Below are 24481 nucleotides of genomic sequence, written 5' to 3'. Positions count from 1 at the left end.
GAGATCGACATCGACGACGAGCCTATGCCGCCCGGCGGTTCACCGGCTGTCGCGCTTGCGGGCATCGGCCTCGGCGACCGAGGCGCGCACCTGCTCCATGTCGAGCGCGCGGGCCTGCCCGATCACGTCCTCCAGGGCCTGCTCGGGCAGGGCGCCGGGCTGGGCGTACACCGCGATGTTCTGCCGGACGATCATCAGGGTGGGGATGGAGCTGATCTCGAAGGCGGCGGCGAGCTCGGGCTGCGCCTCGGTGTCGACCTTGGCGAAGACCAGGTCCTGGTGACGCTCCGACGACTTCTCGAAGACGGGCCCGAACTTCCGGCATGGTCCGCACCAGGACGCCCAGAAGTCGATCAGCACGAAATCGCTGCCCGAGACGATCTCGTCGAAGTTGTCCGTGGTGAGTTCAACGGTGCTCATGCCTGGCTTCCCTGCTTCCCGGTCGGGTCGGTCGGCTGCCCGGCCACGTCAACCGACCGTGGCCGGGCAGTATTCCTCAGGCAGCCGGCGTCGCGCGCGAGCCACTCACAGACCGCCGGTGTGGACGAGCAGCGGCGGCGTGCCGCTGGGGGAACCCTTGCGGGTGGTGTCGATGCCGGTGGTGGCCTTCTCCAGGAGCCAGGCCGACAGGGTCGCGAAGCTCACGTCGCCGTTGGCGTCCTTGTAGAGGGCGGCGACGCCGGTGACGTGCGGAGCGGCCATGGAGGTTCCGCTGAGCTCACGGAAGGTGCCGTTCAGGTAGGCCGAGCGGATGCCCACGCCAGGGGCGTTGATCTCCACGCAGTGGCCGTAGTTGCTGAACGCGGCCTTGCGGTCGTGCCGGTCGACGGCGCCGACGGTGAACGCGCCGCGCGAACCGGCCGGGGACACGGTGCAGGCCTGCGCGTCCTCGTTGCCCGCGGCGGCGACCGGGAACACCCCGGAGTCGGCGAGGCCCTCGATGGCCCGGTTGACCGCGCCCGAGTACGGGCCGCCCATCGAGAGGTTGGCCACGGCGGGCTTCCTGGCGTGGTCGGCGACCCAGTTGATGGCGGCGATGACGGTGGAGTTGCTGGTCACGCCGGTGCAGTCGAAGACCCGTACCGACACCAGCCGGACCCGCTTGGCGACGCCGGACTGGGTGCCGCCGACGGTGCCGGCGACATGCGTGCCGTGGCCGGCGCAGTCGCCCGCGCCTCGGCCGTCGTCGATGTAGCTGATGCCGCTCGCGGCCCGTCCGCGGAAGTCCGGGTGCTTCAGCTCGATGCCGCTGTCGATGATGTACGCGTTGACCTTGGCGCCGGTCGCCTCGACGGAGTATCCGATGCCGCCGGGATCATGGTTGTTGATCCGGGTCAGGCCCCACGGGATCTTCCCCTTCTGGTCATCCGGCTTGGTGCCCGGCTTCCTGTCGGGCTTCTCCGGCAGGGCGGGCTTCTCCGGCTGGGCCGGTTTCTCCGGCTGAGCGGGCTTCTCCGGCTGGGCCGGCTTCTCCGGCCGGTCGGGCTTCTTGTCCGGCTTCTTGCCGGGCTTTCTGTCGGGCTTTCTGCCGGGCTTCTTGCCGGGGTCGGGGTCGGCGGCCGCGCCGGTGTCACGCCAGGAGGTGCTGATGCTGTCGCCGACCGGCGAGACGTTGACGGTCGCGTCCTGTTCCACCGCCTCCACGCCCGGCTGGTTGCGGACCATGTCCAGCTGCGCCGGGCTCAGCTTGGCCGCGAAGCCCAGATGGGCCCGGTTGTATGTGAACAGCGGCTTGATGCCGGCCTTGCCGGCCACGCTGGTCGGACTGGCTCCGGCGGCGAGGGTGACGATGTACTGCCCGGGGATCGCGCCTTTCACCTGATTCAGTGGTGCGGGACTGGGACGGGCGGCGCCCGGGGCGGGCGGTGGGGAAGCCGCTGCGAGCGAGGTGGCGGCCGCCAGGGGAACGGCGGCTATCAGGGCGGTCGTGGCCGCCAGGGGCCAGGAGATGCGCATGACGCGTTCCTTCGCGGATGAGGCGCTGAGACGGTCCCAGCGATTCCTCTCTATCGATGAACACGGACGGCGGCATGAGCTGTTAGGCCATCCGGCCGCGCCCGGGCAACCCGCTCCGCCGGGCCGCGTTCTCCGGACAACCGCGACAGCATCGGACATGGGGCCATACGGGTGTCATTTCCGCATCTGATTCGGACTCCGGTCGTTCACCACACGACCGCATCTACCACTGAAACGAATGAAGGGGAGAGCTCGTGAAGCGACTCTCGAAAGCCGTTGTCCTGACCGCCACCGCGGGTGTCACCGTGCTCGGTGCGGCGGGCGGCGCGGCTGCCACGGACGGCGTCAAGGGTCACCGCGCAAAGCCCAAGACCTCGCAGAGCCAGAGCCACCGTCACGGCCACGGCCACGGTCACGGCCACGGCGCCACCGCCAAGGGCGCGGCCGTGAGGTCGCCCGGCGCCATCAGCGGCAACCTCATCCAGGTTCCGATCCACGTCCCGATCAACGTGTGCGGTAACACCGTCGACGGCATCGCGGCGCTGAACTGGGCCTTCGGGAACGTCTGCGTCAACCGCTGACGCCCCTCTCCCCCTCCAGTGCTTTAGGTCCTCAGGTTCCGCAGACCCTCCTCAAAGCTCCTCGAAGCGGCCGTCCCGCCACCGGTGGGTCGGCCGCTTCGCCGTTCCTCAAGGCTGACTTCGCCGTTCCTCTGAGGTGGGTCCCGGACGGCACCGGTCCTCGGGTCGCCGCGAGGTCTCAGGTGGCCACCAGGGTGACCTCGGTGGCCTTCACGCTGACCCAGACCGCCGCGCCGTCGGCGAGGTCCAGCTCGGCCGCGGCTCCCGGCGTGATCTCGCCGACCAGATCGGGAACGTCCGCGAAGCCGACCACCACCCGCATCCGGCCGCCCAGGGCGGTCAGTTCGCGGACGGTGCCGGGCCAGTTGTTGCGCGGGCTGCCGGTGGGGCGGTCGCGGTGCAGCGAGACCGCCTCCGGCGCGATGATCGCCAGCCCCGCGGTTCCCGCGGGCAGCGGGTCGGCGGCCACCAGCCGGCCGCCGCGGGCGAGTTCCAGCCCGTCGGCCGTCGCCGTGCCGGACCAGGCGTTACGGCCCAGCATCCGGGCGACCCACGGCGAGCGGGGATGCCGGGTGACCTCGGCGGGCGGCGCGTCCTGCACCGCGCGGCCGTCGTCCAGGACGAGGATCCGGTCGGCGAGCGAGACCGCGTCCACCGGGTCGTGCGTGACGATCAGACAGACTCCGCCGAATCCCCCCAGGTGGCTCCGGAGGGTGTGCCGGACCCGGGCGCGGGTGGTCTGGTCGAGGGCGGCCAGCGGCTCGTCGAGCAGCAACAGCCGGGGCCGGGTGGCGAGGGCGCGGGCCAGCGCCACGCGCTGCGCCTGGCCGCCGGAGAGCTGGCCGGGCTTGCGGTGGGCGAGGTGGCCCACCCCGAGGCGGTCCAGCCACTGCTGGGCACGGCGGCGGGCCTCGGCGCGCGGTACGCCGTGGGCACGCAGCCCGTACGCGGTGTTGCCGAGGGCGTTCAGGTGCGGGAAGAGCGCCCCGTCCTGCGGCACCCAGGCGACGCCGCGCCGGTGCGGCGGCACCCCGGTGACGTGGATGTCGCCGAGCCGGAGCCCGGCCCGCGCCCGGTCGGTGAGGCCGAGCAGGGCGCGCAGCAGCGTGGTCTTGCCCGCGCCATTGGGGCCGACGACGGCGATCGTGGTGCCGGGCTCGGCGTCCAGGTCGAGCCGGGTGAATCCGGTGACCTCGGCATGCAGGGCCCAGCGGCCGGACGGCGCGGGCCCCGCATCGAGCCTGGCCTCAGGCCCGGCACCGGCCCCGGCACCGGACCCGGCGGCGGACCCGGCGGCGGACGCCACCCCGGCCTCCTGGGACGGCTCCCCCGGAAGCGGCTCCCGCGAGGGGAGCTCCTCCGGCAACGGCTCCTGCGGGGAGGGCCCTTCCGCAAACGGCTCCGGCGAGGAGCGCTCCCCTGGCAACAACTCCCACTGGGCGGCGCCCCCGCCGGGCGAGGGTGCGGGCAGCGCGCGCCCGCGGTCCGCGCGCCTGCCGGTGCCCTGTTTCGCCGCCCCCATGAAGCGTCCGCGCAGCGCGACGAGCACCACCGTGGCGATGGCCAGCAGCAGCAACGACACCGAGGTGGCGGCCTCCGGCTCCTGCTGGAGCAGCAGGTAGACCTGGAGCGGGAGGGTCTGGGTGGTGCCGGGGAGGTTGCCCGCGAAGGTGATCGTGGCGCCGAACTCGCCCAGCGCGCGGGCCCAGGTCAGCGCGGCGCCCGCGATCAGGCCGGGGGCCACCATGGGCAGTGTGACGGTGAAGAACACCCGCACCGGCCCGGCGCCCAGCGAGGCCGCGGTCTCCTCGTAGCTGGGCCGGAGCCCGGCAAGGGTGCCCTCCAGGCTGATCACCAGGAACGGCATGGCGACGAAGGTCGCCGCCACCACCGCGCCGGAGGTGTGGAACGGCAGGGTGATGCCGAAGGTGTCCTCCAGCCAGGGCCCCAGCAGCCCGCGCCGGCCGAAGCCGAGCAGCAGCGCGACGCCGCCCACGGTGGGCGGCAGCACCATGGGCAGCAGCACCAGCGAGCGGACCAGCGCCTTGCCGGGGAAGCGGACCCGGGCCAGCAGCCAGGCGAGCGGCACGCCCAGCAGCAGGGAGAGGCCGAGCGCCCAGAACGACACGACCAGGGAGAGGCGGAGCGCCTCGGTCACCGCGGGGCGGCTCAGGTGGTCACCGAGCTCTCCCCACGAGGTCCGGGACAGGATGCCGATCAGGGGCAGCAGCAGGAAGGCGATGGCGAGCAGCGCAGGCAGGGCGAGGACGACCGGGGTGCGCGGGCGCGGGACGCCGGCGCGGCTGCGGATGCGGTTCATCGGTTCGTACCTCGGTTCCTGGTGGTTCTGCGTCCGCGGCGGCCGTGCCGGGCGGACGACGGCAGCGGCGGTGCCTGTCCGACCCCCCGGTCCGGACAGACACCGCCCCTGCGGGCCCCCGGGCGTGCCTACGGCTGCTGGAAGCCCGCCTCGCGCAGGATCCGCTGCGCCTGGGCCCCGCCGAGCCACCTCACGAACTCCGCCGCGGCCTCCGCGTGCCGCGATTCCTTCAAGGTGGCGGCCGGGTAGGAGGCGATGGCGTTCTGGTCGTCGGGGATCTTCACGGCGTCGACCTTGTCCGGCGCGGCGCCCGCGTCGGTGGCGTACACCAGCCCGGCGTCGGCCTCGCCCATCTCGACCTTGGTCAGCACGGCCCGCACGTTGGGCTCCTCCGAGACCGGCTTCACCGTGACGTCCTGGGCGTCGAGCACCTTCCTGCTGTACCGGCCGACCGGGACCTCGGGCGCGGCGAGGACCACCTTCAGCTTGCTGTCGCCGAGGTCCGCCAGTTGGTCCACCTTCCTGGGGTTGCCCTCGCCGGTGGCGATGACCAGGCGGTTCTTGGCGATGACGGTCGCCTTGCCGGTGTCGGACTTCAGCCCGTCCATGGTCACGGTGTCCGCGGTGACCAGCGCGTCGGCCGGGACGCCCTGCCTGACCTGGGCGGCGAGCTCCTGGGAGCCGGCGAAGGAGAACGTCACCCTGGTGCCCGGGTGCTTGTCCTCGTACGCCTTGCCCGCGGTCTCGAAGACATCGGTGAGCGAGGTGGCGGCGAGCACGGTGAGCTCGACCTCCGAGCCGGAGCCGCCCTCCTTGGCCCCCTTGTCCTTCTTTCCGTCCCCTCCGTCGTCGCTCCCGCAGGCGGCGGCGAACGGGAGGAGGAGCGCGGCGGTGAGTATCGCGGTCGCGGCGCGGCGTCCGGGGAGGATGCGGGACATAAAGGATGTCTCCTGTCAGGCCCTGGGCTCAGGCACGGTCGATGTGCACGCTGGTGGACTTCACGCGGGCGGTGGCCTGCATGCCGACCTCGAGGCCGAGCTCTTCGACCGCCTCCCGGGTGAGCAGCGAGACCAGCCGGTGCGGCCCGGCCTGGATCTCCACCTGCGCCGCCACGTCACCGAGCTTGATCGCCGTCACGATGCCGGGGAAGGCGTTGCGGACCGAGGTGTACGGCATGTCGTCGCCGCTCGCACCGGACTGCGCCAGCTCCACGGAGAAGGCGGCCAGGTCCCGGCCGTCGATCAGGCGGCGGCCGGACTCGTCGCGATGGGTGGCGACCTTTCCGGCATCCGCCCAGCGGCGGGCGGTGTCCGGGCTGACGCCCAGCAGGCGCGCCGCCTGGCCGATGGTGTACTGCTGCATAAGCGGCACGATAGGAGCTGGATCCCCGCATCTACAAGCCTGAGCCGCGATCTTCATGGCAATTGCCATGCCGCTCAGAGAAACCTCCAAAGGGGTGCGAGTCCGCTCCCGGGCGGCGCGCTCGGCCTCCCGGACGCACGGCGGCGGCACCCGCATCCACACGGGTGCCGCCGGTTCGCCGGGATGGAGGCCGGGAGCGTCAGGGGCACTCCCATCCCTTGCTCGGGTTGGCGCAGACGTCCGTTCCCGGACCGCCGTTGTTGAAGTTGTCGCCGGGGCCGCCGTCGAGGTTGTCGTTCTCCGGGCCGCCGAACAGGCTGTCGTTGCCGTCGCCGCCCCGCAGCTCGTCTTCGCCCTCGGTGCCCCACAGGGAGTCGTTGTCGGCGCCGCCGTCGATCCGGTCCTTCCCCTGCCCTCCGGAGAGGTCGTCCGCGCCGGCCCCACCGCAGATGCGGTCGTCGCCGCCCTGGCCGTTGACGACGTCGTCCCCGTCACCGGTGACGATGACGTCCGGTCCCGGGGTGCCGTTGATGCGGTCGTTCCCGGCGGTTCCGGTGATCGTCGCTTGCCGGCCGGAGCACAGCGCGGCCGGATCGACGGCGGACGGGCCGGCGTCCTCCTGTCTCACCTTCGCCGCCGTCGCGCTCGTCCCGTCCATGGCCGCGTAGGCGGCTCCGGCTCCGGTCATCAGCGCGAGAACCGCGCCAGCCGCGAGAATGCAGCGCATCGATTAAGCCTCTCTCTCGTCCGTGCAGACACCCCCTCGGTCCAGTCCTCCCATGCCCGCGCGCCCGACGCCCCCTCAGCTACGCCGTCCGGGTTTCGATGCCGGCTGCTAGCCGGCTGCTCAAGCCGGCTACTTAAGTACGACTCCGGGGCCGCCGACGGCCGACTTTGGTCAGCCGCCGGCAGCCCCACGCCCGATCCGCCCCGAAGTGCCGCCCGCCTACCGTCGAGCCATGACCTCGACCACCCGCACGTCCCGGTCCCCTCTCGCGTCACTGACGGGCCTGATCTGCTTCGTTCTCGTCCTCGGCGGTGGCAGTGGCCTCCTGCACGAATGGCTCGGCTGGCTCCACTTCATGGGCTTCGTCCGCTTCCTCATCCCCGGCGGACACGAGATCGCCGGCTACGCCGCCATGGTCGTCCTCGGCCTGGCGATCGGCGTGGCCGGCGACGCGCTGGACCAGCGAGTCCACGGCCAGGAGGCGGCTTAGGCCCGACCGCGGAAGACCTCGATGAGGCTGGCGTAGCCGGTCCCGGCGTGGCCCGCGGCGATGGCGCGCTCGGTCAGGGACTGGATGCGGGCCGGCCAGTCGGTGTCGACGCCCGCGGACGCGCTCTCCCGCACCAGGTACTTGATGGTGGCCAGGTGGGTCTCCAAGGTGGCGTCCTCGGCCGGGTAGGCGCCGCGGTCGATCTGGTCGGCGTAGGCGCTGATGAACCCGGTCACGCTGGTGAGCCACTGGTTGGCGAACGGTGCGAAGGTGGCCGCGTCGACCTTGGCCGCGCCCAGCAGCGCGGCCCCGTGCAGGAACGCGTTGAGCGCGCCCCACATGACACCGAGCAGCGCCACGTCGTACAGCGACGCGAGACCGGCGTCCTCTCCGAAGAAGGTCGCGCTGCCGAGCCGGTTGAGGCTTTCGCGGTGCTTCCCGAAGGCTGCCGGCGCCCCGCTGAACAGCAAGAACGCCTCCGGTCGGCCGATCACCTCGGGGATCGCCATGATCGCGCCGTCCAGGTAGTCCTCGGTCCACGTCGCCAACTCGCGGGCCTCCTCGGAGGTCCCGGAGGTCAGGTTGACCAGGGTCCGGCCGGCGAGCCGGTCCCGGTGCGGACCGAGCGCCTCGCGTACCGCGGCCGCGTCGCTGAGGCAGACGACGACCAGGGGGCTCGCCTCCAGGGCCTCGGCCACGGACGGCGCGAGCACCGCTCCCCGGGCGACCAGTTGCTCCGCCTTGCCGGGCGTGCGGTTCCACACGGTCGTCGGGTGGCCCGCGTTGAGGAAGGCCGCGGCGAGGGCCTGGCCCATCAGGCCCAGGCCGATGACGGTGACGGGCGCGTTGTCGTTCAGCTCGTTGTCGTTCAGCGCGTCGTTCTTCGGTGCGTCGTTCTTCGGTGCGTCGTTCTTCGGTGCGTTGGTCATGGCATGACTGTGCGCGAGCGGGGTTCCGGTCGGTCTCCGGAAAGGTTGCGGTCAGGAAAGTGGGTAACGTGACCGGGTGCGATTCGGAGTGCTGGGCCCCCTCGAGGTGCGGACGTCGGACGGGCAGCCCGTCCGGGTGCGCGAGACCCGGATCCGCACCCTGCTGACCGCGCTGCTGGTGCACCGGGGCCAGGCGGTCTCGGTCGACCGGCTCATCGACGCGCTGTGGGGCGACGCGCCCCCGGCGAACGACGTCCGCACCCTGCGCTCCAAGGTCTCGCTGCTGCGGCGCACCCTGGAGGACGCCGAGCCGGGCGGCCGCGACCTCATCGAGTCCCGGCGGCCGGGGTACCTGCTGCGGGTGGACGACGACGCGGTCGACGCCGGACACTTCGAGGCGCTGCTGCGCCGCGCGCAGCAGGTCACCGGCGACCCGCGCGCCAGGGCCCGCCTGCTCCGCGAGGCCGCCGGGCTGTGGCGGGGCCCGGTGGCGTTCGCCGACCACGCCGACGAGGGGTTCGTACGCGCTGAAGCACGGCGGCTGGAGGAGCAGCGGCTGGCCGCCTGGGAGGAGCTCGCCGAGGCACGGCTCGATCTCGGCGAACACGCGCTGCTCGCGGGCGAGTTGGGCGAGCTCGTCGCCGCGCATCCGCTGCGCGAGCGGCTGCGGTCCGCGCATGTCCGCGCCCTGTACCGCGCGGGCCGGCAGGACGAGGCGCTGGCGAGCCTGGGCGAGTTGCGCGACCGGCTGCGCGACGACCTCGGGCTCGATCCCGGCCGTGAGCTGGCCGGGCTGCACGAGGCGATTCTTCGGCAGGACGCCTCCCTCACCCCCGCCGCACCCGCCCCCGAGCCCGGGGCCCGGCCGGGCGGCAACCTGCCCGCTCCGCTGACGGAGCTGATCGGCCGCGCCGAGGAGGTGCGGCGGATCGACGCGCTGCTGGCGTCCGAGCGGCTGGTGACGCTGACCGGGGCCGGCGGGGTCGGCAAGACGCGGCTCGCGCTGGAAGCGGCCGCCCGCCGGGCCGGGGACCTCCCCGACGGCGCCTGGCTGGTGGAGCTCGCCACCGCGCGTACCGCCGCCGAGGTGCACGAGGCCCTCGCCGCGGTGCTCGGTCTGCGGGACGACCTGCGCGCCCCCGCACGCCCCCTGCCTGGCCAGCTCGCCGACGCCCTCGCGGGCCGGGGCCTGCTGCTGGTGCTGGACAACTGCGAGCATGTGATCGAGCCGGTCGCCGAGCTGACCGCGGGGCTGCTGCGGGCGGCACCGAAGCTGCGGGTGCTGGCCACCAGTCAGGAGCCGCTCGCGGTCGTCGGCGAACGCCTCTGGCCCGTGGCGCCCTTGGACCTGCCCGGGCCGGGCGGGCCGGACCCGGACCGGCTGGAGCGGGCGAGCGCGGTGCGGCTGTTCGCCGCCCGCGCCACCGCCGCCGCCCCCGACTTCCGCCTCGGGCCGCACAACGCGGAGGCGGTCGCCACCATCTGCCGTCGCCTGGACGGCATCCCGCTCGCGCTGGAGATGGCCGCCGCCCGGCTGCGCGTCATGCCCGTGGCCGACCTCGCCGCCCGGCTCGACGACCGCTTCCGGGTGCTCACCGCGACCCTGCGCGCCGCCCCGACCCGGCAGCGCACCCTGCGCGCCACCATCGACTGGAGCTGGGGCCTGCTCGGCGAGCCGGAACAGATCGTGCTGCGCCGCCTGTCGGTGTGCGCCGACGGCTGCACGCTCCAGGCCGCCGAGGCGGTGTGCGCCGGCGGGCAGGTGCGCCGCGACGACGTCCTCGACCTGCTCGGGCGGCTGGTCGACCGGTCCCTGGTCATCCAGGCACACGGCCGCTACCGGTTGTTGGAGTCGGTGGCGGCCTACGGTGCGGAGCGACTGGCCGAGGCGGGCGACGACCGGCGCACGCGCGAGGCCCACCTCACCTATTACGTCGACTTCGCCGAGCACGCCGACGCCCGGCTCCGGGGCCCCGGACAGCGGCTGTGGCTGGAGCGGCTGGAGGCCGAGGCCGCCAACGTGCGCGCCGCCCTGGACCACGCCGTGCGCGGCGGCTCGGCCGACGCGGCGCTGCGGCTGGTCAACGCCCTGGCGTGGTTCTGGTTCCTGCGCGGCCGGTTCGCCGAGGCGCGGCGCTCCTTCGACCTCGCCCTCTCGGCCGGCGGCGCACCCGAGCGGAAGGCGGCCGCCCGGGCCTGGCGGGCCGGCATGTCACTGCTCCTGCTCGATACCCGCGAGACCGACAGCCAGGCCGCTCTGCGGCTGTACGACGCCATCGAGGACCCGGCCGGGCAGGCCCGCGCACGGTGGTTCATCGCCCTGGGCAGGACCGGCTTCGGCGACCAGACCGTGACCCTGGACCTCGCCGACCGGGCGCACGCCGGCTTCCACGCCCTGGGCGACCGCTGGGGCGCGGCCGCGGCGCTGGCCGTCCGTGCCGAAGGCCGCCTCTACCAGGGCAGCCTGGACCAGGCCCGCGCGGACGCCCGGCAGGCCAAAGCGCTCTTCGAGGAACTCGGCGACGGATGGGGGCGGTTGCACGCCGCCTACGTCCTCGGCGACCTCGCCGAGATGACCGGCGACTACGGGGCGGCCAGGCGCCTGCGCGAGGAAGGCCATCGGCTCGCCCACGACCTCGAACTGTGGAATGACGCCTCGAGGATGCTGGCGCGACTCGGCCGCACCGCCGTGCTCACCGGCGACCTGGACCGCGCCCGGGAGCTGCACGAACGCGCCAGGCGGCTGGCCGCGTCGCACGCCTACCAGCGCGGCGAGGAGTTCGCCGAGGTCGGCCTGGGGCTGGTGGCGCGGCGCCAGGGGCGGCTGGACGACGCCGAGGCCCACCTTCGCGCCTGGCTCGACTGGTGCCGCCGCTGGGAAGGCGACCACGGGGTGGCGTTCATCCTGGCCGAGCTCGGCTTCATCGCCGAGCAGCGGGGAGACGCCGAGACCGCCCGGAAGCTGCACAGGGAAGGGCTGGACCACGCCGGCCGCACCGGCGACCCGCGCGCGCTCGCCCTCGCCTTCGAGGGCCTCGCCGGGGCCGAGGCCCTCGCGGGTGCCCACGCGCACGCCGCCCGACTGCTCGGCGCGGCCGCCGCGGCCCGCGACACGGTCCACACCCCGCTGCCCGCCGCCGAACGCGGCGACGTCGACCGCGTCGCCCAGGCCGTCCGGGCCGCCCTGACCCCGGAAGGCTTCGACCAGGCCTTCGCGCAGGGAGCCGCGAGCCTCCCGCTGGGGACGGCCCTCGCACAGCCACCGTCCCGGGCCGATGAGGTCGTGGCCGGCGGGGCCGGTCACGACAGGTAGTCCTCCAGGCCGCCGTCCCGGTGCGTGTCCAGGGTGAAGCAGTGCAAGCCGCCGCCGAACAGCCGCCGGTGCCGGTGCCGGACGGGCACCACGGTGAAGTTCTCGCCCTCCAGGGTCTTGATCAGGCCGGCGCACTCTTCGTTGACCAGCACCGTGTTCTCGTCGACCGACAGGACGTTGAGGTCGATGTGGAGGCCGGTCAGCAGCAGGTCTTCGTAGTCGTCGTAGACGGGGAAGGCAGCCGGGTCGGGCTCCGGCGGCACGATGTACCGCCAGGAGCGCAGAGTCTCGGGCATCAGGTCGCGGATGCCGTCGTGCCGGGCGAGGAAGACCCCCGGCCTGAGGGCGAGCACCTTCGTGTCGATGTGGTTGTCCGCCATCCGCCACACCCGGTGGACGCGGTAGCGGCCCTGGAGGTGCCGCTCCAGCCAGCGCACGCCCTGTTCGTGGTTGTCCTGGGCGACGTTGACGACCAGGTCGCGCCCCAGCCGCAGCACCTGCGCGCCGTCGAGCATCATCTCGTACCCGACGTCGTACGGGCTCGGCCGCGGGTCGTCGATCGCCTCGGCCGGCCCGCCCGGCGTGGCCGCGGTGTCCCGCGCGTAACCCAGGTCGAAGCTCACGTCGGTGAGAGTGGGGCGCGGCATCGTCGTCCACTTCGCGCCGGCCTCGAAGTAGGAGCGGAAGACCGGAGTCAGCAGACGGGTCTCCAGGTAGCGGGAGCGGACCGCCGGCGGCATCTCGATGATCTCGTCCCCGAGGATCAGCGTGTTGTCGCGGATGTTCAGGGCCGGGGTGGGCGCGGCCTCCCAGCCCAGACCCGCGATGCGGGCCGCGTCGGGCGGCAGTGGCAGCGGCCGGTGCACGGTCACCCCGAGGGAGGCGAGGGTGGCGGCCAGGGCCTCGACGTCCTCGTGCAGCTCCTCGGCATACCGCTTCTTGACCACCCAGCTCTCCCCGCGGGCACCGGCGCCGGCCTGAGCGAGACGGGGGTAGGCCCAGTCCGAGCGGAAACCGGTCAGTTCCCGGTAGTGGAACAACTCGAACGACAGGTCCCGCTCGTGGCCCAGGTAGTGGGCGGCGGACCCGACGATGATCTCCTTCAGCGGGGTGAAGTCGTCGTGGCTGTGGAGGCGCATGCGTGCTGGCTCCCTGCGGAAGGCGACCTGCGTGACACGTATCCGAGCGTGTCAGGCAAGTAGGGCAGGCGCCTCGGGGAGAACCCCGGAAGGGTGAAGGCGGCCAGGCGGGGAACAGCTCCCCGGGAGGGCACTCGGGCGCGGTCTCGGCCATGAGAGCAAAAGAGGGAACGGGCCCAGCGAGGGAACCCTCGCCGGACCCGCTTCCGCAGGTCAGTTCGGTACTGCCTGTGGTGGGGCGGGTGGGACTCGAACCCACGACCGACGGATTATGAGTCCGCTGCTCTAACCGGCTGAGCTACCGCCCCGTACGGCGCGTCGCGCACATCTGTACGCGCCGTCTGCCGCAGCATAGCCGCTCATACGATCTGTTGCCCCGGTGGGCCGCAGTGATCTGCCATGCACATCTACAGGACTTCGATCATCGCGGTTCGGTTCCGTCCGAAACGAAAAAGGACCCCAACGGGGTCCTCCTCTGGCTGCTGCTCCCCCGACTGGACTCGAACCAGTAACCTGCCGGTTAACAGCCGGCTGCTCTGCCAATTGAGCTACAGGGGACCGAGCTCCCCCGACTGGACTCGAACCAGTAACCTGCCGGTTAACAGCCGGCTGCTCTGCCAATTGAGCTACAGGGGATTGCTCCGTGTGCCTCGATCGCGCCACCTCCGGTTGCCCCGGACGGCGCGCGCTCGCTGCGACACATACATTAGCGCAAGCAGGGGGGTGCTCCGCCAATCGGTATGCCCGGCCGTGACCTGCGGGTCATCCGGCGGGTGAGCGAGACCCCCGCGGGGTAGGCGGCAGCACAGTCCCGGCGGTGCACGAGGCGTGCATCCCAGGCGTGGTCCAAGGCATGGTCTACGGGAAGGGCAGGCAGAGCGATGCGCTACCGGCTGACGTTCATCACCGGAGTGGCTGTCGGGTACGTGCTCGGTGCACGCGCCGGACGCGAGCGGTACGAGCAGCTGCGCAAGAGCATGCAGCGGGTCGCCCAGAACCCCGCGGTGCGCAACACCGCCGAAGCGGCCGCGCTGAGCGGCCGCAAGGCCGCCGCCAAGGCGTTCGACCGGGTCGAGGAACGGCTGCCCGAGTCCGTCTCCGACCGGGTCCGCTCGCTGCGCGAGCAGCGCGGCCCGGAAGGAGACGACTGGGGTACCTCGAACACCTGAGCAGGGTCGGAATCCGGCCGATGACGGCCCCGGTCCGTCGTCCCGTCCCGGTGCCGTTTCCGGCGCATGTCGTCGGCGCGGCACCGGGGCGCCGAATAGGGCATCATCGGGGGCTATGGGGATAGTCGCCGGATTGGACAGTTCGTCCGAGAGCACACGCATCGTCGTCTGCGACACCGACACGGGCGCCGTACTCAAGCAGGGGTACGCGCCGCATCCGGCGACCGGCAACGACGTGGATCCGCAGGCGTGGCTGCTCTCGCTCGGTGACGCCGCCGAGGGCGGACTGCTGGAGGGTGTGCAGGCCATCGGGGTCTCCGCGCAGCCGCAGGGCCTGCTGACCCTGGACGCGGGCGGGGTGCTGGTGCGTCCCGCGCTGACCGGCAACGACCGGCGCGCCCAGGCGTCCGCGGCCGATCTGATCGACACGCTCGGCGGGCGCACCGCGTGGTCCCAGGCCGTGGGCTCGGTGCCGCACGCCGGGCTGGCCGTGGCGAAACTGCGCTGGCTGGCGCGGCACGAGCCGGAGTCGGCACGCCGGGTGGCCGAGCTGCTCCAGCCGCACGACTGGCTGGTCTGGCAGCTGCTGGGCCGCCCCGCGCGGCGTACCACCGACCGGGGCGCGGCGTCCGGCACCGGCTACTGGTCGGCGGCGACCGGCTCCTACCGCCCCGACCTGGTCGAGCTGGCACTCGGCCACCAGGTGCGGCTGCCCGACGTCATCGGCCCCTGCGAGCCGGCCGGCCACACCCCGGAGGGGCTGCTGATCTCGGCCGGCACCGGGGAGACCATGGCGGCGGCCTTCGGCCTGGGGGTCGGGATCGGCGACGCCGTGGTGTCGCTGGGCGCCTCCGGCTCGGTCTTCTCGGTGCACCACGAGGCGCTGGACGACCCGACCGGCACCATCACCTCGTACGCGGACGCCACCGGCATGCACCTGCCCGTGGTCCACACACTCAACGCGGTGCGCGTGCTGCGCGGCACCGCCGAGATGCTCGGCTGCGATCTCGAAGAGCTGTCGGCGCTGGCGCTGAAGTCCACGCCCGGCGCGTCGGGCCTGGTCTTCCTGCCGTATCTGGAAGGTGAGCGGACGCCCCATCTGCCGCACACCGCGGGCACGTTGACCGGTCTGCGCCGGGAGAGCATGAAGCCGGAGCACCTGGCCCGGGCCGCGTTCGAGGGCATGCTGTGCGGTCTGGCGGACGCGCTGGACGTGCTGCGCGGGCGCGGCGTGGAGGTGCGGCGGATCTTCCTGCTCGGCCCCTCGGCGGACCTCCCGGCGGTCCGGGCGATCGCCCCGGCGCTGCTGGGCGCGCAGGTCGTGGTTCCGCAGCCGGCGGAGTACGCCGCGCTGGGCGCGGCCCGGCAGGCGGCGTGGGCGCTGGGCGTCGCGCAGGGCACGCTCTCGCCGCAGCAGCCGCCGGCCTGGCCGCCGGCGGCCAGCCAGGTCTTCGAGGCGGGCGAGGAACTGCCGGTCGGGCAGGCGGTGCGCCAGCAGTACATCGCGGTGCGCGAGCAGACACACCCGGGGGCGTTCCAGGCGGGGTCGCCCGCGTAGATCGCCGCCCACCGCGTGGAGCGCCCATCGCGCGGGCCGTCGTGGACAATGGGTATTCGTCCAGCACACGGAGCACGGCGGACTCGCGGTGCTCGTCCCCGCGGCAGGAGATCACGCACCGTGGCCCACAAGCGCCCAGCCCCATCCGGCGACGCCGGTGCCCGCGCGGCCCGGTCCGAGAAGGCCCGGGACCGGGACACCCGCCCGGAGGGGGCAGGGACCCGAGCGACTCGCGCGGAGAAGGCCGGGTCAGGTGCGGCCCGCACCGGCGGCACCAGTCCGCGCGCTGCCCGTGCCGAGAAGGCCCGGGATCGCGGCAACCGCGCGGAGAAGGCCGGGGATCGCGGGGGCCGCGTGGACGGGGGCGGTGGGCGTTCGCGGGGGCGCGGGGCTTCCAGCGGCCAGGGCGGCGGTCAGGACGGCCGGAGCGGCGGCCGCGACGGGCAGCGGGACTTCGGGCCGGACGATCTGGGGCTGCGCTCCGACTGCGCGAGCTGCTTCGGGCTGTGCTGCGTGGCGCTGCCCTTCGCCGCGTCGTCGGACTTCGCGGTCAACAAGGCCGCCGGGCAGCCCTGCGGCAACCTGCGGACGGATTTCCGCTGCGGCATCCACAGCCGTCTGCGCGAGCGGGGCTTCTCCGGCTGCACTGTCTTCGACTGCTTCGGCGCGGGGCAGAAGGTCTCCCAGCTCACCTTCGCGGGGCGGGACTGGCGGCAGGCCCCCGGCACCGCGCGGCAGATGTTCGACGTCTTCCCCGTGATGCGGCAACTCCACGAGCTGCTCTGGTATCTGGCCGAGGCGCTGACCCTGCGGCCGGCCCGCTCCGTCCACGGCGACCTCCGCCGCGCGCTGGAGAAGACCGACCGCCTCACCCGGGGCAGCGCCGAATCGCTCGCCGGGCTCGATGTGGCGGCGCTCCGGGAGGAGGTCAACGCCCTGCTGCTGCGCGCCAGCGAGCTGGTGCGGGCCGGTGTCCCGGGCCGCAAGAAGAACCACCGGGGCGCCGACCTTCTCGGAGCCCGCCTGGCCGGCGCCGACCTGCGGGGTGCGAGTCTGCGCGGGGCCTGCCTGATCGCGGCCGACCTCCACCGCGCGGACCTGCGGTCGGCCGATCTGATCGGCGCGGACCTGCGGGACGCGGACCTGCGCGGCGCCGACCTCACCGGAAGCATCTTCCTCACCCAGGCGCAGCTCAACGCCGCGAAGGGGGACGCCACCACCAAGCTGCCCCCGGCACTCACCCATCCCACCCACTGGCACTCCGCGGAGCCGGCCGCCGGTCGCGGCTGAGAGGCCGGGAGTCCGGGAGTCCGGGAGGCCGGTGGGAAGCCGAGCGGGTCGCCGGGAGCCCGGTGGGGCTAGTCCAGGTAGCCGCGGAGCTGGTCGGCGAAGGCGTGGTCGCGCAGCTTGCTGAGGGTCTTGGACTCGATCTGCCGGATGCGTTCCCGGGTGACGCCGAAGATCCGGCCGATCTCCTCCAGGGTGCGCGGACGGCCGTCCGCCAACCCGTACCGGAGCTGCACCACCTTGCGTTCACGCTCCCCCAGGGTGGAGAGCACGGCGTCCAGATGCTGCCTGAGCAGCAGGAACGCGGCGGACTCCACGGGTGAGGTGGCGTCGCCGTCCTCGATGAGATCGCCGAGCGCGACATCGTCCTCCTCGCCCACCGGGGCGTGCAGCGACACCGGCTCCTGGGCCAGCCGCAGCACCTCGGTGACCCGCTCCGGGGTCAGGTCGAGGTGGACGGCGACCTCTTCGGCGGTCGGCTCACTGCCGCGTTCCTGGAGCATGCGGCGCTGGACGCGGACGACGCGGTTGATGAGTTCGACGACATGGACCGGGACCCGGATCGTCCGGGCCTGGTCGGCCAGCGCCCGCGACATGGCCTGGCGTATCCACCAGGTCGCGTACGTGGAGAACTTGTAGCCGCGGGCGTAGTCGAACTTCTCCACGGCCCGGATCAGGCCGAGATTGCCTTCCTGCACCAGGTCGAGCATGGTCAGGCCGCGGCCGACGTACCGCTTGGCGACGGAGACCACCAACCGCAGGTTCGCCTCGATCAGCCGCCGCTTGGCCATACGGCCCAGGACCACCAACCTGTCGAGATCGAGGGCGAGTCCGTCGTCCAGGTGCGGGCTGGAGCCGAGCTTCTCCTCGGCGAAGAGTCCGGCTTCGACACGCCGGGCCAGTTCGACCTCGTCGGCGGCGGACAGCAGCGGTATGCGGCCTATCTCGCGCAGATACTGGCGGAACAGGTCGGCGGAGGGGCCGCTGGTGTCCACGCGCACAGCGGGCTCAGGCGGATCGGGCTCCACCGGCCCGATCGGCTCGAGCGGCTCGGGCGGGCCGGCCGGCTCGGAAACCTCCTCGGAGACCGGCTCGGAGTCCGCCTCGGAGGCCGGCTCGGAGACCGCCTCGGGGTGGAGCGGGGCCAGGGCCTGCTGCGGAACGCCGGGAACGGCTTCGGCGACGGCGGCGATGGGGCTGCGGGTCCGGATCTGGGTCTGCACGTGGGCGACCTCCAGAATGATCGCTGCTGAGGCGGCAGGACATTCGGGAACGGCTGAGGCGGCCGAGCCGCCGTCCGTCCCGTACAAGGTGAGCGGATCTGCGGGGGATCTGGGGCCGACCGGGCCGACACCGCCGCGCTCCGAGGACTCAGGCACCGTCCCCCAGTGTGGGGTACGACACAGCCCGGCCACGAGGGGCATGCGAGTACTTTTTGTTATGCGGGCGGTGACTGGCCGGTTACTCGCCGGTGCTGAGCCGCCGCGGGCCCGACCCGGCCAAGCGTCGCCGCGGACCGGGCCGGGGTTGCTCAGAGGGCGGCGGCACCTCGGCCGCGGAGGGCCTGGCCGTACTGCTGGAGCACCCAGAGTTCGTTCTGCACGGCGGCGAGCCGCTCGGGGTCGCCGTGCTGGCCGAGGCGCTGGAGGGCGCCGCGGGCCTCGGTGACCCGCTGGTTGACGGCGGCCAGCCGCACCGCGACCAGGTGCTCGCCGGCGTACGCCTCGTCCGGGTCGCGGTCCCGCCGGGTGTGCAGCGGCTCGACGGCCAGCTCGGTGACCATGGCGCGGACGGTGTCGTCGGGCGCGGCCTCGCGGACCCGGGCCAGATACTCCGCGTCGGCGTAACCCACCCCGCCCGCGTCCCGGATGGCGCGTCGCACGGCCGCGTACGGCGCGGCGGTGAATTCGTCCTCGCCGTAGGCGTCGAAGGCCGGGGAGACCAGCTCGGGCCGCTGGAGGGCGAGCTTGAGCAGCTCCCGCTCGCGCAGCAGGGCGGGGCTGCGGAGGTTGAGGGCGGGGCCGCGCGGCACGGGCGGGCCGGCGGGCTCGGCCTGCGCTTGCGGTGCGCCGCTGTGCCGGCCCCGGCCGCGCTGGCCGGGCCCGGGTCCGCCGTTCCCGGCGGCACCGCGCTCGCGCGCCCAGCGGGCGAGCTGGCCGACGCGCCGGACCACGAACTGGGTGTCGAGGATGCCCAGCATCCCGGCGAGCGTGACGGCGTACTCGTGCTGGATGGAGCTGTTCTTGATGTTGGCGACGATCGGCGCGGCCTCGTCGAGCGCGGCGGCGCGCCCCTCGGCGGTGTCGAGGTTGTGCCGGCCGACGACGTGCCGGATGGCGAAGGCGAAGAGCGGGGTGCGGGCCTCCACCAGGGACTGCACCGCCTCGTCGCCGCGCGCCAGGCGCAGCTCGCAGGGGTCCATGCCGCCCGGGGTGATGGCGATGGAGGTCTCGGCGGCGAACTTCTGGTCGTCCTCGAAGGCGCGCAGGGCGGCCTTCTGCCCGGCGGCGTCGCCGTCGAAGGTGAAGACGACCTCGGCGCCGGAGTTGTCCATCAGCAGCCGGCGAAGGATCTTGATGTGGTCGCCGCCGAAGGCGGTGCCGCAGGTGGCGATGGCGGTGGTGACGCCGGCCAGGTGGCAGGCCATGACGTCGGTGTATCCCTCGACGACGACCGCCCGGCTGGTCCGGGCGATCTCCTTCTTGGCCAGGTCGATGCCGTAGAGAACGTGCGACTTCTTGTAGAGCGGGGTCTCGGGGGTGTTGAGGTACTTGGGACCGTTGTCGTCGTCGCGCAGCTTGCGGGCGCCGAAGCCGACGACCTCGCCGGTGATGTCGCGGATGGGCCACATCAGACGGCCGCGGAAGCGGTCGATCGGGTTGCGGCGGCTCTCCTGGGCGAGGCCGGAGACGATCAGCTCCTTGTCGGTGAAGCCGCGGCCGCGCAGGTGGCGGACGAGGTGGTCCCAGCCGGCGGGGCTGTATCCGACGCCGAAGTGCTGGGCGGCGGCCTGGTCGAAGCCGCGCTCGGCGAGGAAGCGGCGCCCGATCTCGGCCTCGGGGCTGTCGAGCTGCTCGACGTAGAACGCGGCGGCGGCCTTGTGCGCCTCGACGAAGCGGGTGCGCTCGCCCTGCTGGCGGCCGGGGGTGGCGCTGCCCTGCTCGTAGCGCAGGGTGATGCCGGCCTGGGCGGCGAGCCGCTCGATGGTCTCGCTGAAGGAGAGGTGGTCGATCTTCATCACGAAGTCGACGGTGTCCCCGCCTTCCTGGCAGCCGAAGCAGTAGAACAGCCCCTTGCTGGGGCTGACCTGGAAGGACGGGGACTTCTCGTCGTGGAAGGGGCACAGGCCCTTCAGATTGCCGCCGCCGGCGTTGCGGAGCTGGAGGTAGTCGGATACGACCGCGTCGATCGGGACCGCGTCCCGGACCGCCCGCACGTCGTCATCGTTGATCCTGCCTGCCACGTGTGAAGTCTACGGTGGTCCGCGGGCATCCCCGGCGGCCTGGTGCGATCAAGCCGATCAGGCCGTCCGGCCGAGCCGGGCGGGCATCCCCGGCGGCCAGGTCGGGGGTCAGGTCAGACGGCCGGGTCGGGGGGTCAGGTCAGGCGATCAGCGAGGTCAGCGGCACCGAGGGGTTGGCGAGCGCGTCGGGGTCGAGCCGGTTGCCGGAGCGGATGAGCTGCTGGATGGGGTCGGTGACGTCCCAGACGTTGACGTTCATCCCGGCCAGCAGCCGGCCCTCGCGCAGCCAGAAGGCGATGAACTCGCGCTTGCCGACGTCGCCGCGGCAGACCACCTGGTCGTAGGCGCCGGGCGGGGCGTATCCGGAGTACTCCATGCCGACGTCGTACTGGTCGGAGAAGAAGTAGGGCACCCGGTCGTAGCTGACCTCCTGCCCGAGCATGGCGCGGGCGGCGGCGGGCCCGCCGTTGAGGGCGTTGGCCCAGTGCTCGACGCGGAGCCGCACGTCCAGCAGCGGGTGGTCGGCGGCCGCGGCGTCCCCGGCCGCGAAGATGTCCGGATCGCTGGTGCGCAGCGAGGCGTCCACCGCGATGCCGCCGCCGTGCCGGCGGTCCACGACGTCGAGTCCGGCGGCCTCGGCGAGGGCGGTGCGCGGAGCGGCGCCGATCGCGGCGAGCACGCCGTGCGCCGGGTGCTCCTCGCCGTCGGAGGTGCGGGCGGCCAGGACCATGCCGTCCTGCCCGGTGATCTCGGTGAGCCGGGCGCCGAAGTGGAAGCGGACGCCGTGGTCGCGGTGGAGGTCGGCGAAGAGGGTGCCGAGCTCGGGGCCGAGGACGGTGTGCAGCGGGGTGGGCGCGGGCTCGACGATGGTCACCTCGGCGCCGTAGCCGCGGGCGGCGGCGGCCACCTCCAGGCCGATCCAGCCGGCTCCGGCGATCACCAGCTGGCCGTTGTCGCGGCCCAGGGAGGTCAGTACGCCGCGCAGCCGCTCGGCGTGCGCGAGGCGGCGCAGGTGATGGACGCCGGCCAGGTCGGTGCCGGGGATGTCGAGGCGGCGCGGCTCGGCGCCGGTGGCCAGCAGCAGCCGGTCGTAGTGGATCCGGGTGCCGTCGCCGAGGGCGACGGTCTTGGCGGCGCGGTCGAGGCGGACCGCGGTCTGGCCGAGGTGGAGTTCGATGTCGGCCTGCGCGTACCAGGCGGGTTCGTGGACGAAGACGCTGTCGCGCTCCTCCTTTCCGGTCAGGAAGCCCTTGGACAGCGGGGGCCGCTCGTAGGGGTGGTCGCGCTCGTCACTGATGAGGATCACCCGTCCGGTGAAGCCCTCCGCACGGAGGGTCTCGGCGGCTTTCGCTCCCGCCAGGCCGCCTCCGACGATGACGAATGTCTGGTCTGCGTCGACCACTTGCTGCCTCCTTGCCGCCGGCCGCTGTCCGCGTCCGGCTGCCTGTTGGTCACTGGTCACTGGTCCTTGGACTGGCGCTGATCCCAGGCGGTTCCGGCCGGTCCCCGGGGGATCGGCCGATCGGGCCGCCCCCGGGGACCGGCTGGTCCCAAGGTGAGCGTCCCGCACCGAGCGGTTCGCGGGAAGAGGCAGTACGCCGGACGGGCCAGCCGGGCCGTGCCCCGCGCGAAGCCCACCGGTCCGGCGTCCGCCCCAGGCAGCGGCCCAGGCGACGGCCCAGGCCGAGCGGCCCAGGCAGCGGCCAGGCGGCGGGGGCGGGCAGCCGCAGGCGGGCCGGCCAGCGACTCGGGCGGTGTTCGGCTCTGGCGGGCTGACGGGCGCCGGGCCGGGCGCTGCCGCCGAGTGTGCCGGCGCTGCCGCCGGGTCAGCCGGGGCCGGTGAGCTGGGTCAGCGGGGACCGGTGAGGCGGGCGTGCAGGGTGCGGGCGGAGGCGTCGGTGAGGGCGGCGATCTGGTCGACGACGACCCGCAGCCGGGCCGCGTCGTCGGCGGCCCGGGCGAACAGCGTCCGGAACTGCGGGGCCAGGCCGTCCGGCGCGCGGGCGGTCAGCGCCTCGCCCAGCTCGGCGATGATGATCCGCTGCTCGGCACGGATCAGCTCCTGGTCCTCGCGCTGCATGACATAGCGGTCGGCCACGGCCTTGAGGACGGCGCATTCCAGACGGGTGGCGCGCGGCACCACCAGTTCGGCGCGGTAGCGGGTGAGCCGGCCGGATCCGTAGGCGGCGCGGGTGGCGCCTTCGGCGGCCAGGCAGAAGCGGCCGATGAGCTGGCTGGTGGCGTCCTTGAGCCGGGCCTGGGCGACGGCGGTTCCGTCGTAGCCGTGCGGCCACCACTCCTGGTCCAGGAGCCGGTCCAGCGCTTCGGCGAGTTCGTCGGGGGCCGCGCCCGGGGCGTACCGGTCGGCGGCGACGGCGAAGACCTCGCGCCGCTCGGGTTCGGCGAGCAGGCAGGCGGGGTCGAGGTGGCCGGCGTGCAGGCCGTCCTCGACGTCGTGCACCGAGTACGCGACGTCGTCGGACCAGTCCATGATCTGCGCCTCGAAGCAGGTGCGGTGGCCCGGGGCGCCTTCCCGGAACCAGGCGAAGACCGGCAGGTCGTCCTCGTACACACCGAACTTCCGGGACGCCGGGTCGGTGGGGTGCCCGCCACGCGGCCACGGGTATTTGGTGGCGGCGTCGAGGGCTGCGCGGGTGAGGTTGACGCCGACGCTGGCGGGTTCGCCGGTCTCCGGATCGGTGATGAACCGTTTCGGCTCCAGCCGGGCGAGGAGGCGCAGCGACTGGGCGTTGCCCTCGAAGCCGCCGCAGCCGGCCGCGACCTCGTCCAGCGCCTGCTCACCGTTGTGCCCGAACGGCGGATGGCCCAGGTCGTGGGCGAGGCAGGCCACCTCGACCAGGTCGGGGTCGCAGCCGAGGGCGTCGCCGAGCTCCCGGCCCACCTGGGCGCACTCCAGGGAGTGGGTCAGCCGGGTGCGGGGGGCGGCGTCCCAGGTGGAGACGCCGGTGGTGCCGGGGGTGACCACCTGGGTCTTGCCGGCCAGCCGGCGCAGCGCGGCGGAGTGCAGCACCCGCGCCCGGTCCCGCTGGAAGCCGGTGCGGCCCGGTCGCTTGTCCGGCTCGGGAGCCCATCGCTCCAGGTCCGCGTCGTGATAGCCGGGCACGCCGGAGTCTGCCGGGGTGCGCTCCGCGAGGTGCGCCGGAAGCGCTCCGGGCGACGCGGTGGGGCCGGCGGCCGGGTCTGCTGTGGTCGGTGGTGTCCCGTTCATCGGCGGTGTCCCGTTCATACACCGACCGTAGCCGCCCGCAGTGACAGCGGAGCGGGATTCACACTCCGACGGCGACCGCGCTGGGCTCCACGGGGGCCGTGGTCAGCGCCTCCTGGTAGCGGTGGAGCACCAGACGGGCCATGGCCGGATGGTCGCCCAGTGGGTCGGCGGCGATGGCGGGGGCGGCGGCCGCGCACTGGCTCGCGAAGCGGCCGGGTGCCGCGAAGCAGGAGGCCACGGCCACCCGGGCATGGCCGCGGGCGGCCAGCGCCCGCACCGCCTCGGCGACCGTGGGCGCCCTGGGGCCGGTGGCGGAGGCGTAGCCGGGCAGCACCGGCACCCCGCCGAGCCGGGCGCCCAGCAGGGCGGCGGTCCGGCCGGTGTCGACGACGGAATCCGGATCGCGGGATCCTGCGGCGGCCAGCACCACCGCCGCCCCGGGCCGGTCGGGGGCTTGCCACCCGGCCTGGGTGAGCCGGTCGTGCAGGGCCTCGGCGAGCAGCGGGTGCGGGCCGAGCGGCGCGGCGATCCGGACCGTCAGCCGGCCGGCCGCGGCTTCGACGGCCTGGGCCGCGGCGCGCGGCAGGTCGTGTTTGACGTGGTAGCCGCGGGACAGCAGCAGCGGCACCAGCACCGCGTCGCCGCGCAAGGTGGCGAGCGTGTCGGGAAGGAGCGGCCGGTCGATCTCGATGTTGCCGAGTCGGACGGCGAGGCCGGGGTGGAGCGCCCGGACCCGGTCCAGCAGCGCGTTCACGGTGCGCAGGGCGCGCGGGTCGCGGCTGCCGTGCGCGACGGCGACGAGCGTGGGCCAACGCCGGGTGCCGCGTGGGGTGAGGTTGCCGAGCCGGTGGCTGGTGACTGCCATGGCAGGAGCCTGGCAGCGGCGTGTTGCCCTGCCGTTGCGTCGCGGTCACGGGTGGTTTCACCGACTTCACGGCCCCGGGCGGCGCGCGCTGAG

General features: G+C 73.6%; 19 protein-coding genes and 3 tRNA genes. 6 read left to right on the top strand and 16 right to left on the bottom strand.

Features of this window, described 5'->3' with window-relative positions:
* Window positions 1–39 precede the first annotated feature (39 nt).
* Window positions 40–420: a thioredoxin gene (gene trxA, locus AC4BDD_RS21165; RefSeq protein WP_490687023.1), complete on the bottom strand. Its 381-nt coding sequence runs from the start codon at window positions 418–420 to the stop codon at window positions 40–42.
* Between the two features lie 105 nt (window positions 421–525).
* Window positions 526–1956 carry a S8 family peptidase gene (locus AC4BDD_RS21160; RefSeq protein WP_490687022.1) on the bottom strand — a complete coding sequence of 477 codons (1431 nt, stop codon included), beginning with the start codon at window positions 1954–1956 and terminating at the stop codon, window positions 526–528.
* Window positions 1957–2210: 254 nt separating this feature from the next.
* Between AC4BDD_RS21160 and AC4BDD_RS21155 the strand changes: the two genes are divergently transcribed.
* Window positions 2211–2537, top strand: coding sequence for a chaplin (locus tag AC4BDD_RS21155; RefSeq protein ID WP_490687021.1), 327 nt, complete (start codon window positions 2211–2213; stop codon window positions 2535–2537).
* Between the two features lie 178 nt (window positions 2538–2715).
* On the opposite strand, the gene AC4BDD_RS21150 is transcribed toward AC4BDD_RS21155, so the two are convergent.
* The 4 genes from AC4BDD_RS21150 to AC4BDD_RS21135 form a co-directional block, all read right to left on the bottom strand.
* A complete protein-coding gene (locus tag AC4BDD_RS21150) occupies window positions 2716–4857 on the bottom strand; it encodes an ABC transporter permease (protein ID WP_490687020.1) in 2142 nt (713 codons plus the stop codon).
* 128 nt (window positions 4858–4985) lie between these two features.
* Window positions 4986–5795, bottom strand: a complete 810-nt coding sequence (gene modA / locus AC4BDD_RS21145) for a molybdate ABC transporter substrate-binding protein (protein ID WP_490687019.1) — start codon at window positions 5793–5795, stop codon at window positions 4986–4988.
* Window positions 5796–5823: 28 nt separating this feature from the next.
* Window positions 5824–6219, bottom strand: a complete 396-nt coding sequence (locus tag AC4BDD_RS21140) for a TOBE domain-containing protein (protein ID WP_490687018.1) — start codon at window positions 6217–6219, stop codon at window positions 5824–5826.
* Between the two features lie 199 nt (window positions 6220–6418).
* The gene (locus tag AC4BDD_RS21135) at window positions 6419–6946 is read right to left on the bottom strand and encodes a calcium-binding protein (protein WP_490687017.1); all 528 of its coding nucleotides are present in this window, start codon (window positions 6944–6946) and stop codon (window positions 6419–6421) included.
* A gap of 232 nt (window positions 6947–7178) precedes the next feature.
* Here AC4BDD_RS21135 and AC4BDD_RS21130 point away from each other — a divergent pair, with 232 nt between their 5' ends.
* Window positions 7179–7436, top strand: coding sequence for a hypothetical protein (locus AC4BDD_RS21130; RefSeq protein ID WP_490687016.1), 258 nt, complete (start codon window positions 7179–7181; stop codon window positions 7434–7436).
* On the opposite strand, the gene AC4BDD_RS21125 is transcribed toward AC4BDD_RS21130, so the two are convergent.
* The gene (locus AC4BDD_RS21125) at window positions 7433–8251 is read right to left on the bottom strand and encodes an NAD(P)-dependent oxidoreductase (RefSeq protein WP_490691873.1); all 819 of its coding nucleotides are present in this window, start codon (window positions 8249–8251) and stop codon (window positions 7433–7435) included. The two genes, AC4BDD_RS21130 and AC4BDD_RS21125, sit on opposite strands and share 4 nt — an antisense overlap.
* Window positions 8252–8441: 190 nt before the next feature.
* On the opposite strand from AC4BDD_RS21125, the gene AC4BDD_RS21120 reads away from it, so the two are divergent.
* Window positions 8442–11678: an AfsR/SARP family transcriptional regulator gene (locus AC4BDD_RS21120; protein ID WP_490687015.1), complete on the top strand. Its 3237-nt coding sequence runs from the start codon at window positions 8442–8444 to the stop codon at window positions 11676–11678.
* On the opposite strand, the gene AC4BDD_RS21115 is transcribed toward AC4BDD_RS21120, so the two are convergent.
* From AC4BDD_RS21115 to AC4BDD_RS21100, 4 genes are all read right to left on the bottom strand, one after another.
* Window positions 11666–12817, bottom strand: coding sequence for a glycine amidinotransferase (locus tag AC4BDD_RS21115; RefSeq protein ID WP_490687014.1), 1152 nt, complete (start codon window positions 12815–12817; stop codon window positions 11666–11668). The genes AC4BDD_RS21120 and AC4BDD_RS21115 overlap by 13 nt on opposite strands.
* A gap of 231 nt (window positions 12818–13048) precedes the next feature.
* Window positions 13049–13125: transfer RNA gene (locus tag AC4BDD_RS21110), tRNA-Ile, on the bottom strand.
* Window positions 13126–13302: 177 nt separating this feature from the next.
* Window positions 13303–13375 (bottom strand) — tRNA-Asn (locus tag AC4BDD_RS21105).
* 5 nt (window positions 13376–13380) lie between these two features.
* Window positions 13381–13453: transfer RNA gene (locus tag AC4BDD_RS21100), tRNA-Asn, on the bottom strand.
* A 245-nt stretch (window positions 13454–13698) separates the two neighbouring features.
* On the opposite strand from AC4BDD_RS21100, the gene AC4BDD_RS21095 reads away from it, so the two are divergent.
* The 3 genes from AC4BDD_RS21095 (at window position 13699) to AC4BDD_RS21085 (ending at window position 16834) form a co-directional block, all read left to right on the top strand.
* Window positions 13699–13986, top strand: a complete 288-nt coding sequence (locus AC4BDD_RS21095) for a YtxH domain-containing protein (protein ID WP_490687013.1) — start codon at window positions 13699–13701, stop codon at window positions 13984–13986.
* 115 nt (window positions 13987–14101) lie between these two features.
* Window positions 14102–15544, top strand: a complete 1443-nt coding sequence (locus AC4BDD_RS21090) for an FGGY family carbohydrate kinase (protein WP_490687012.1) — start codon at window positions 14102–14104, stop codon at window positions 15542–15544.
* A 468-nt stretch (window positions 15545–16012) separates the two neighbouring features.
* On the top strand, window positions 16013–16834 hold the full coding sequence (locus AC4BDD_RS21085; RefSeq protein ID WP_490691872.1) for a pentapeptide repeat-containing protein: 822 nt from the start codon (window positions 16013–16015) through the stop codon (window positions 16832–16834).
* Window positions 16835–16902: 68 nt separating this feature from the next.
* On the opposite strand, the gene AC4BDD_RS21080 is transcribed toward AC4BDD_RS21085, so the two are convergent.
* The 5 genes from AC4BDD_RS21080 to AC4BDD_RS21060 all read right to left on the bottom strand — a co-directional run bounded on the left by AC4BDD_RS21080 (window position 16903) and on the right by AC4BDD_RS21060 (window position 24388).
* Window positions 16903–18210 (bottom strand): RNA polymerase sigma factor, encoded by a 1308-nt coding sequence (locus AC4BDD_RS21080; protein ID WP_490687011.1) that lies wholly within the window; start codon window positions 18208–18210, stop codon window positions 16903–16905.
* A 152-nt stretch (window positions 18211–18362) separates the two neighbouring features.
* The gene (gene dnaG / locus AC4BDD_RS21075; RefSeq protein ID WP_490687010.1) at window positions 18363–20294 is read right to left on the bottom strand and encodes a DNA primase; all 1932 of its coding nucleotides are present in this window, start codon (window positions 20292–20294) and stop codon (window positions 18363–18365) included.
* A 139-nt stretch (window positions 20295–20433) separates the two neighbouring features.
* The gene (locus AC4BDD_RS21070; RefSeq protein WP_490687009.1) at window positions 20434–21696 is read right to left on the bottom strand and encodes an NAD(P)/FAD-dependent oxidoreductase; all 1263 of its coding nucleotides are present in this window, start codon (window positions 21694–21696) and stop codon (window positions 20434–20436) included.
* Window positions 21697–22143: 447 nt separating this feature from the next.
* Entirely contained in the window at window positions 22144–23523 is a 1380-nt protein-coding gene (locus AC4BDD_RS21065) for a deoxyguanosinetriphosphate triphosphohydrolase (protein WP_490691871.1), read from the bottom strand.
* A 58-nt stretch (window positions 23524–23581) separates the two neighbouring features.
* A complete protein-coding gene (locus AC4BDD_RS21060; protein ID WP_490687008.1) occupies window positions 23582–24388 on the bottom strand; it encodes a sirohydrochlorin chelatase in 807 nt (268 codons plus the stop codon).
* Window positions 24389–24481: the final 93 nt, after the last annotated feature.

The sequence above is a fragment of the Streptomyces sp. JLBT605 genome (assembly GCF_058215555.1).
Note: the sequence above shows the minus strand (reverse complement) of the source record. Positions and strands in the feature narration are given on the sequence as shown.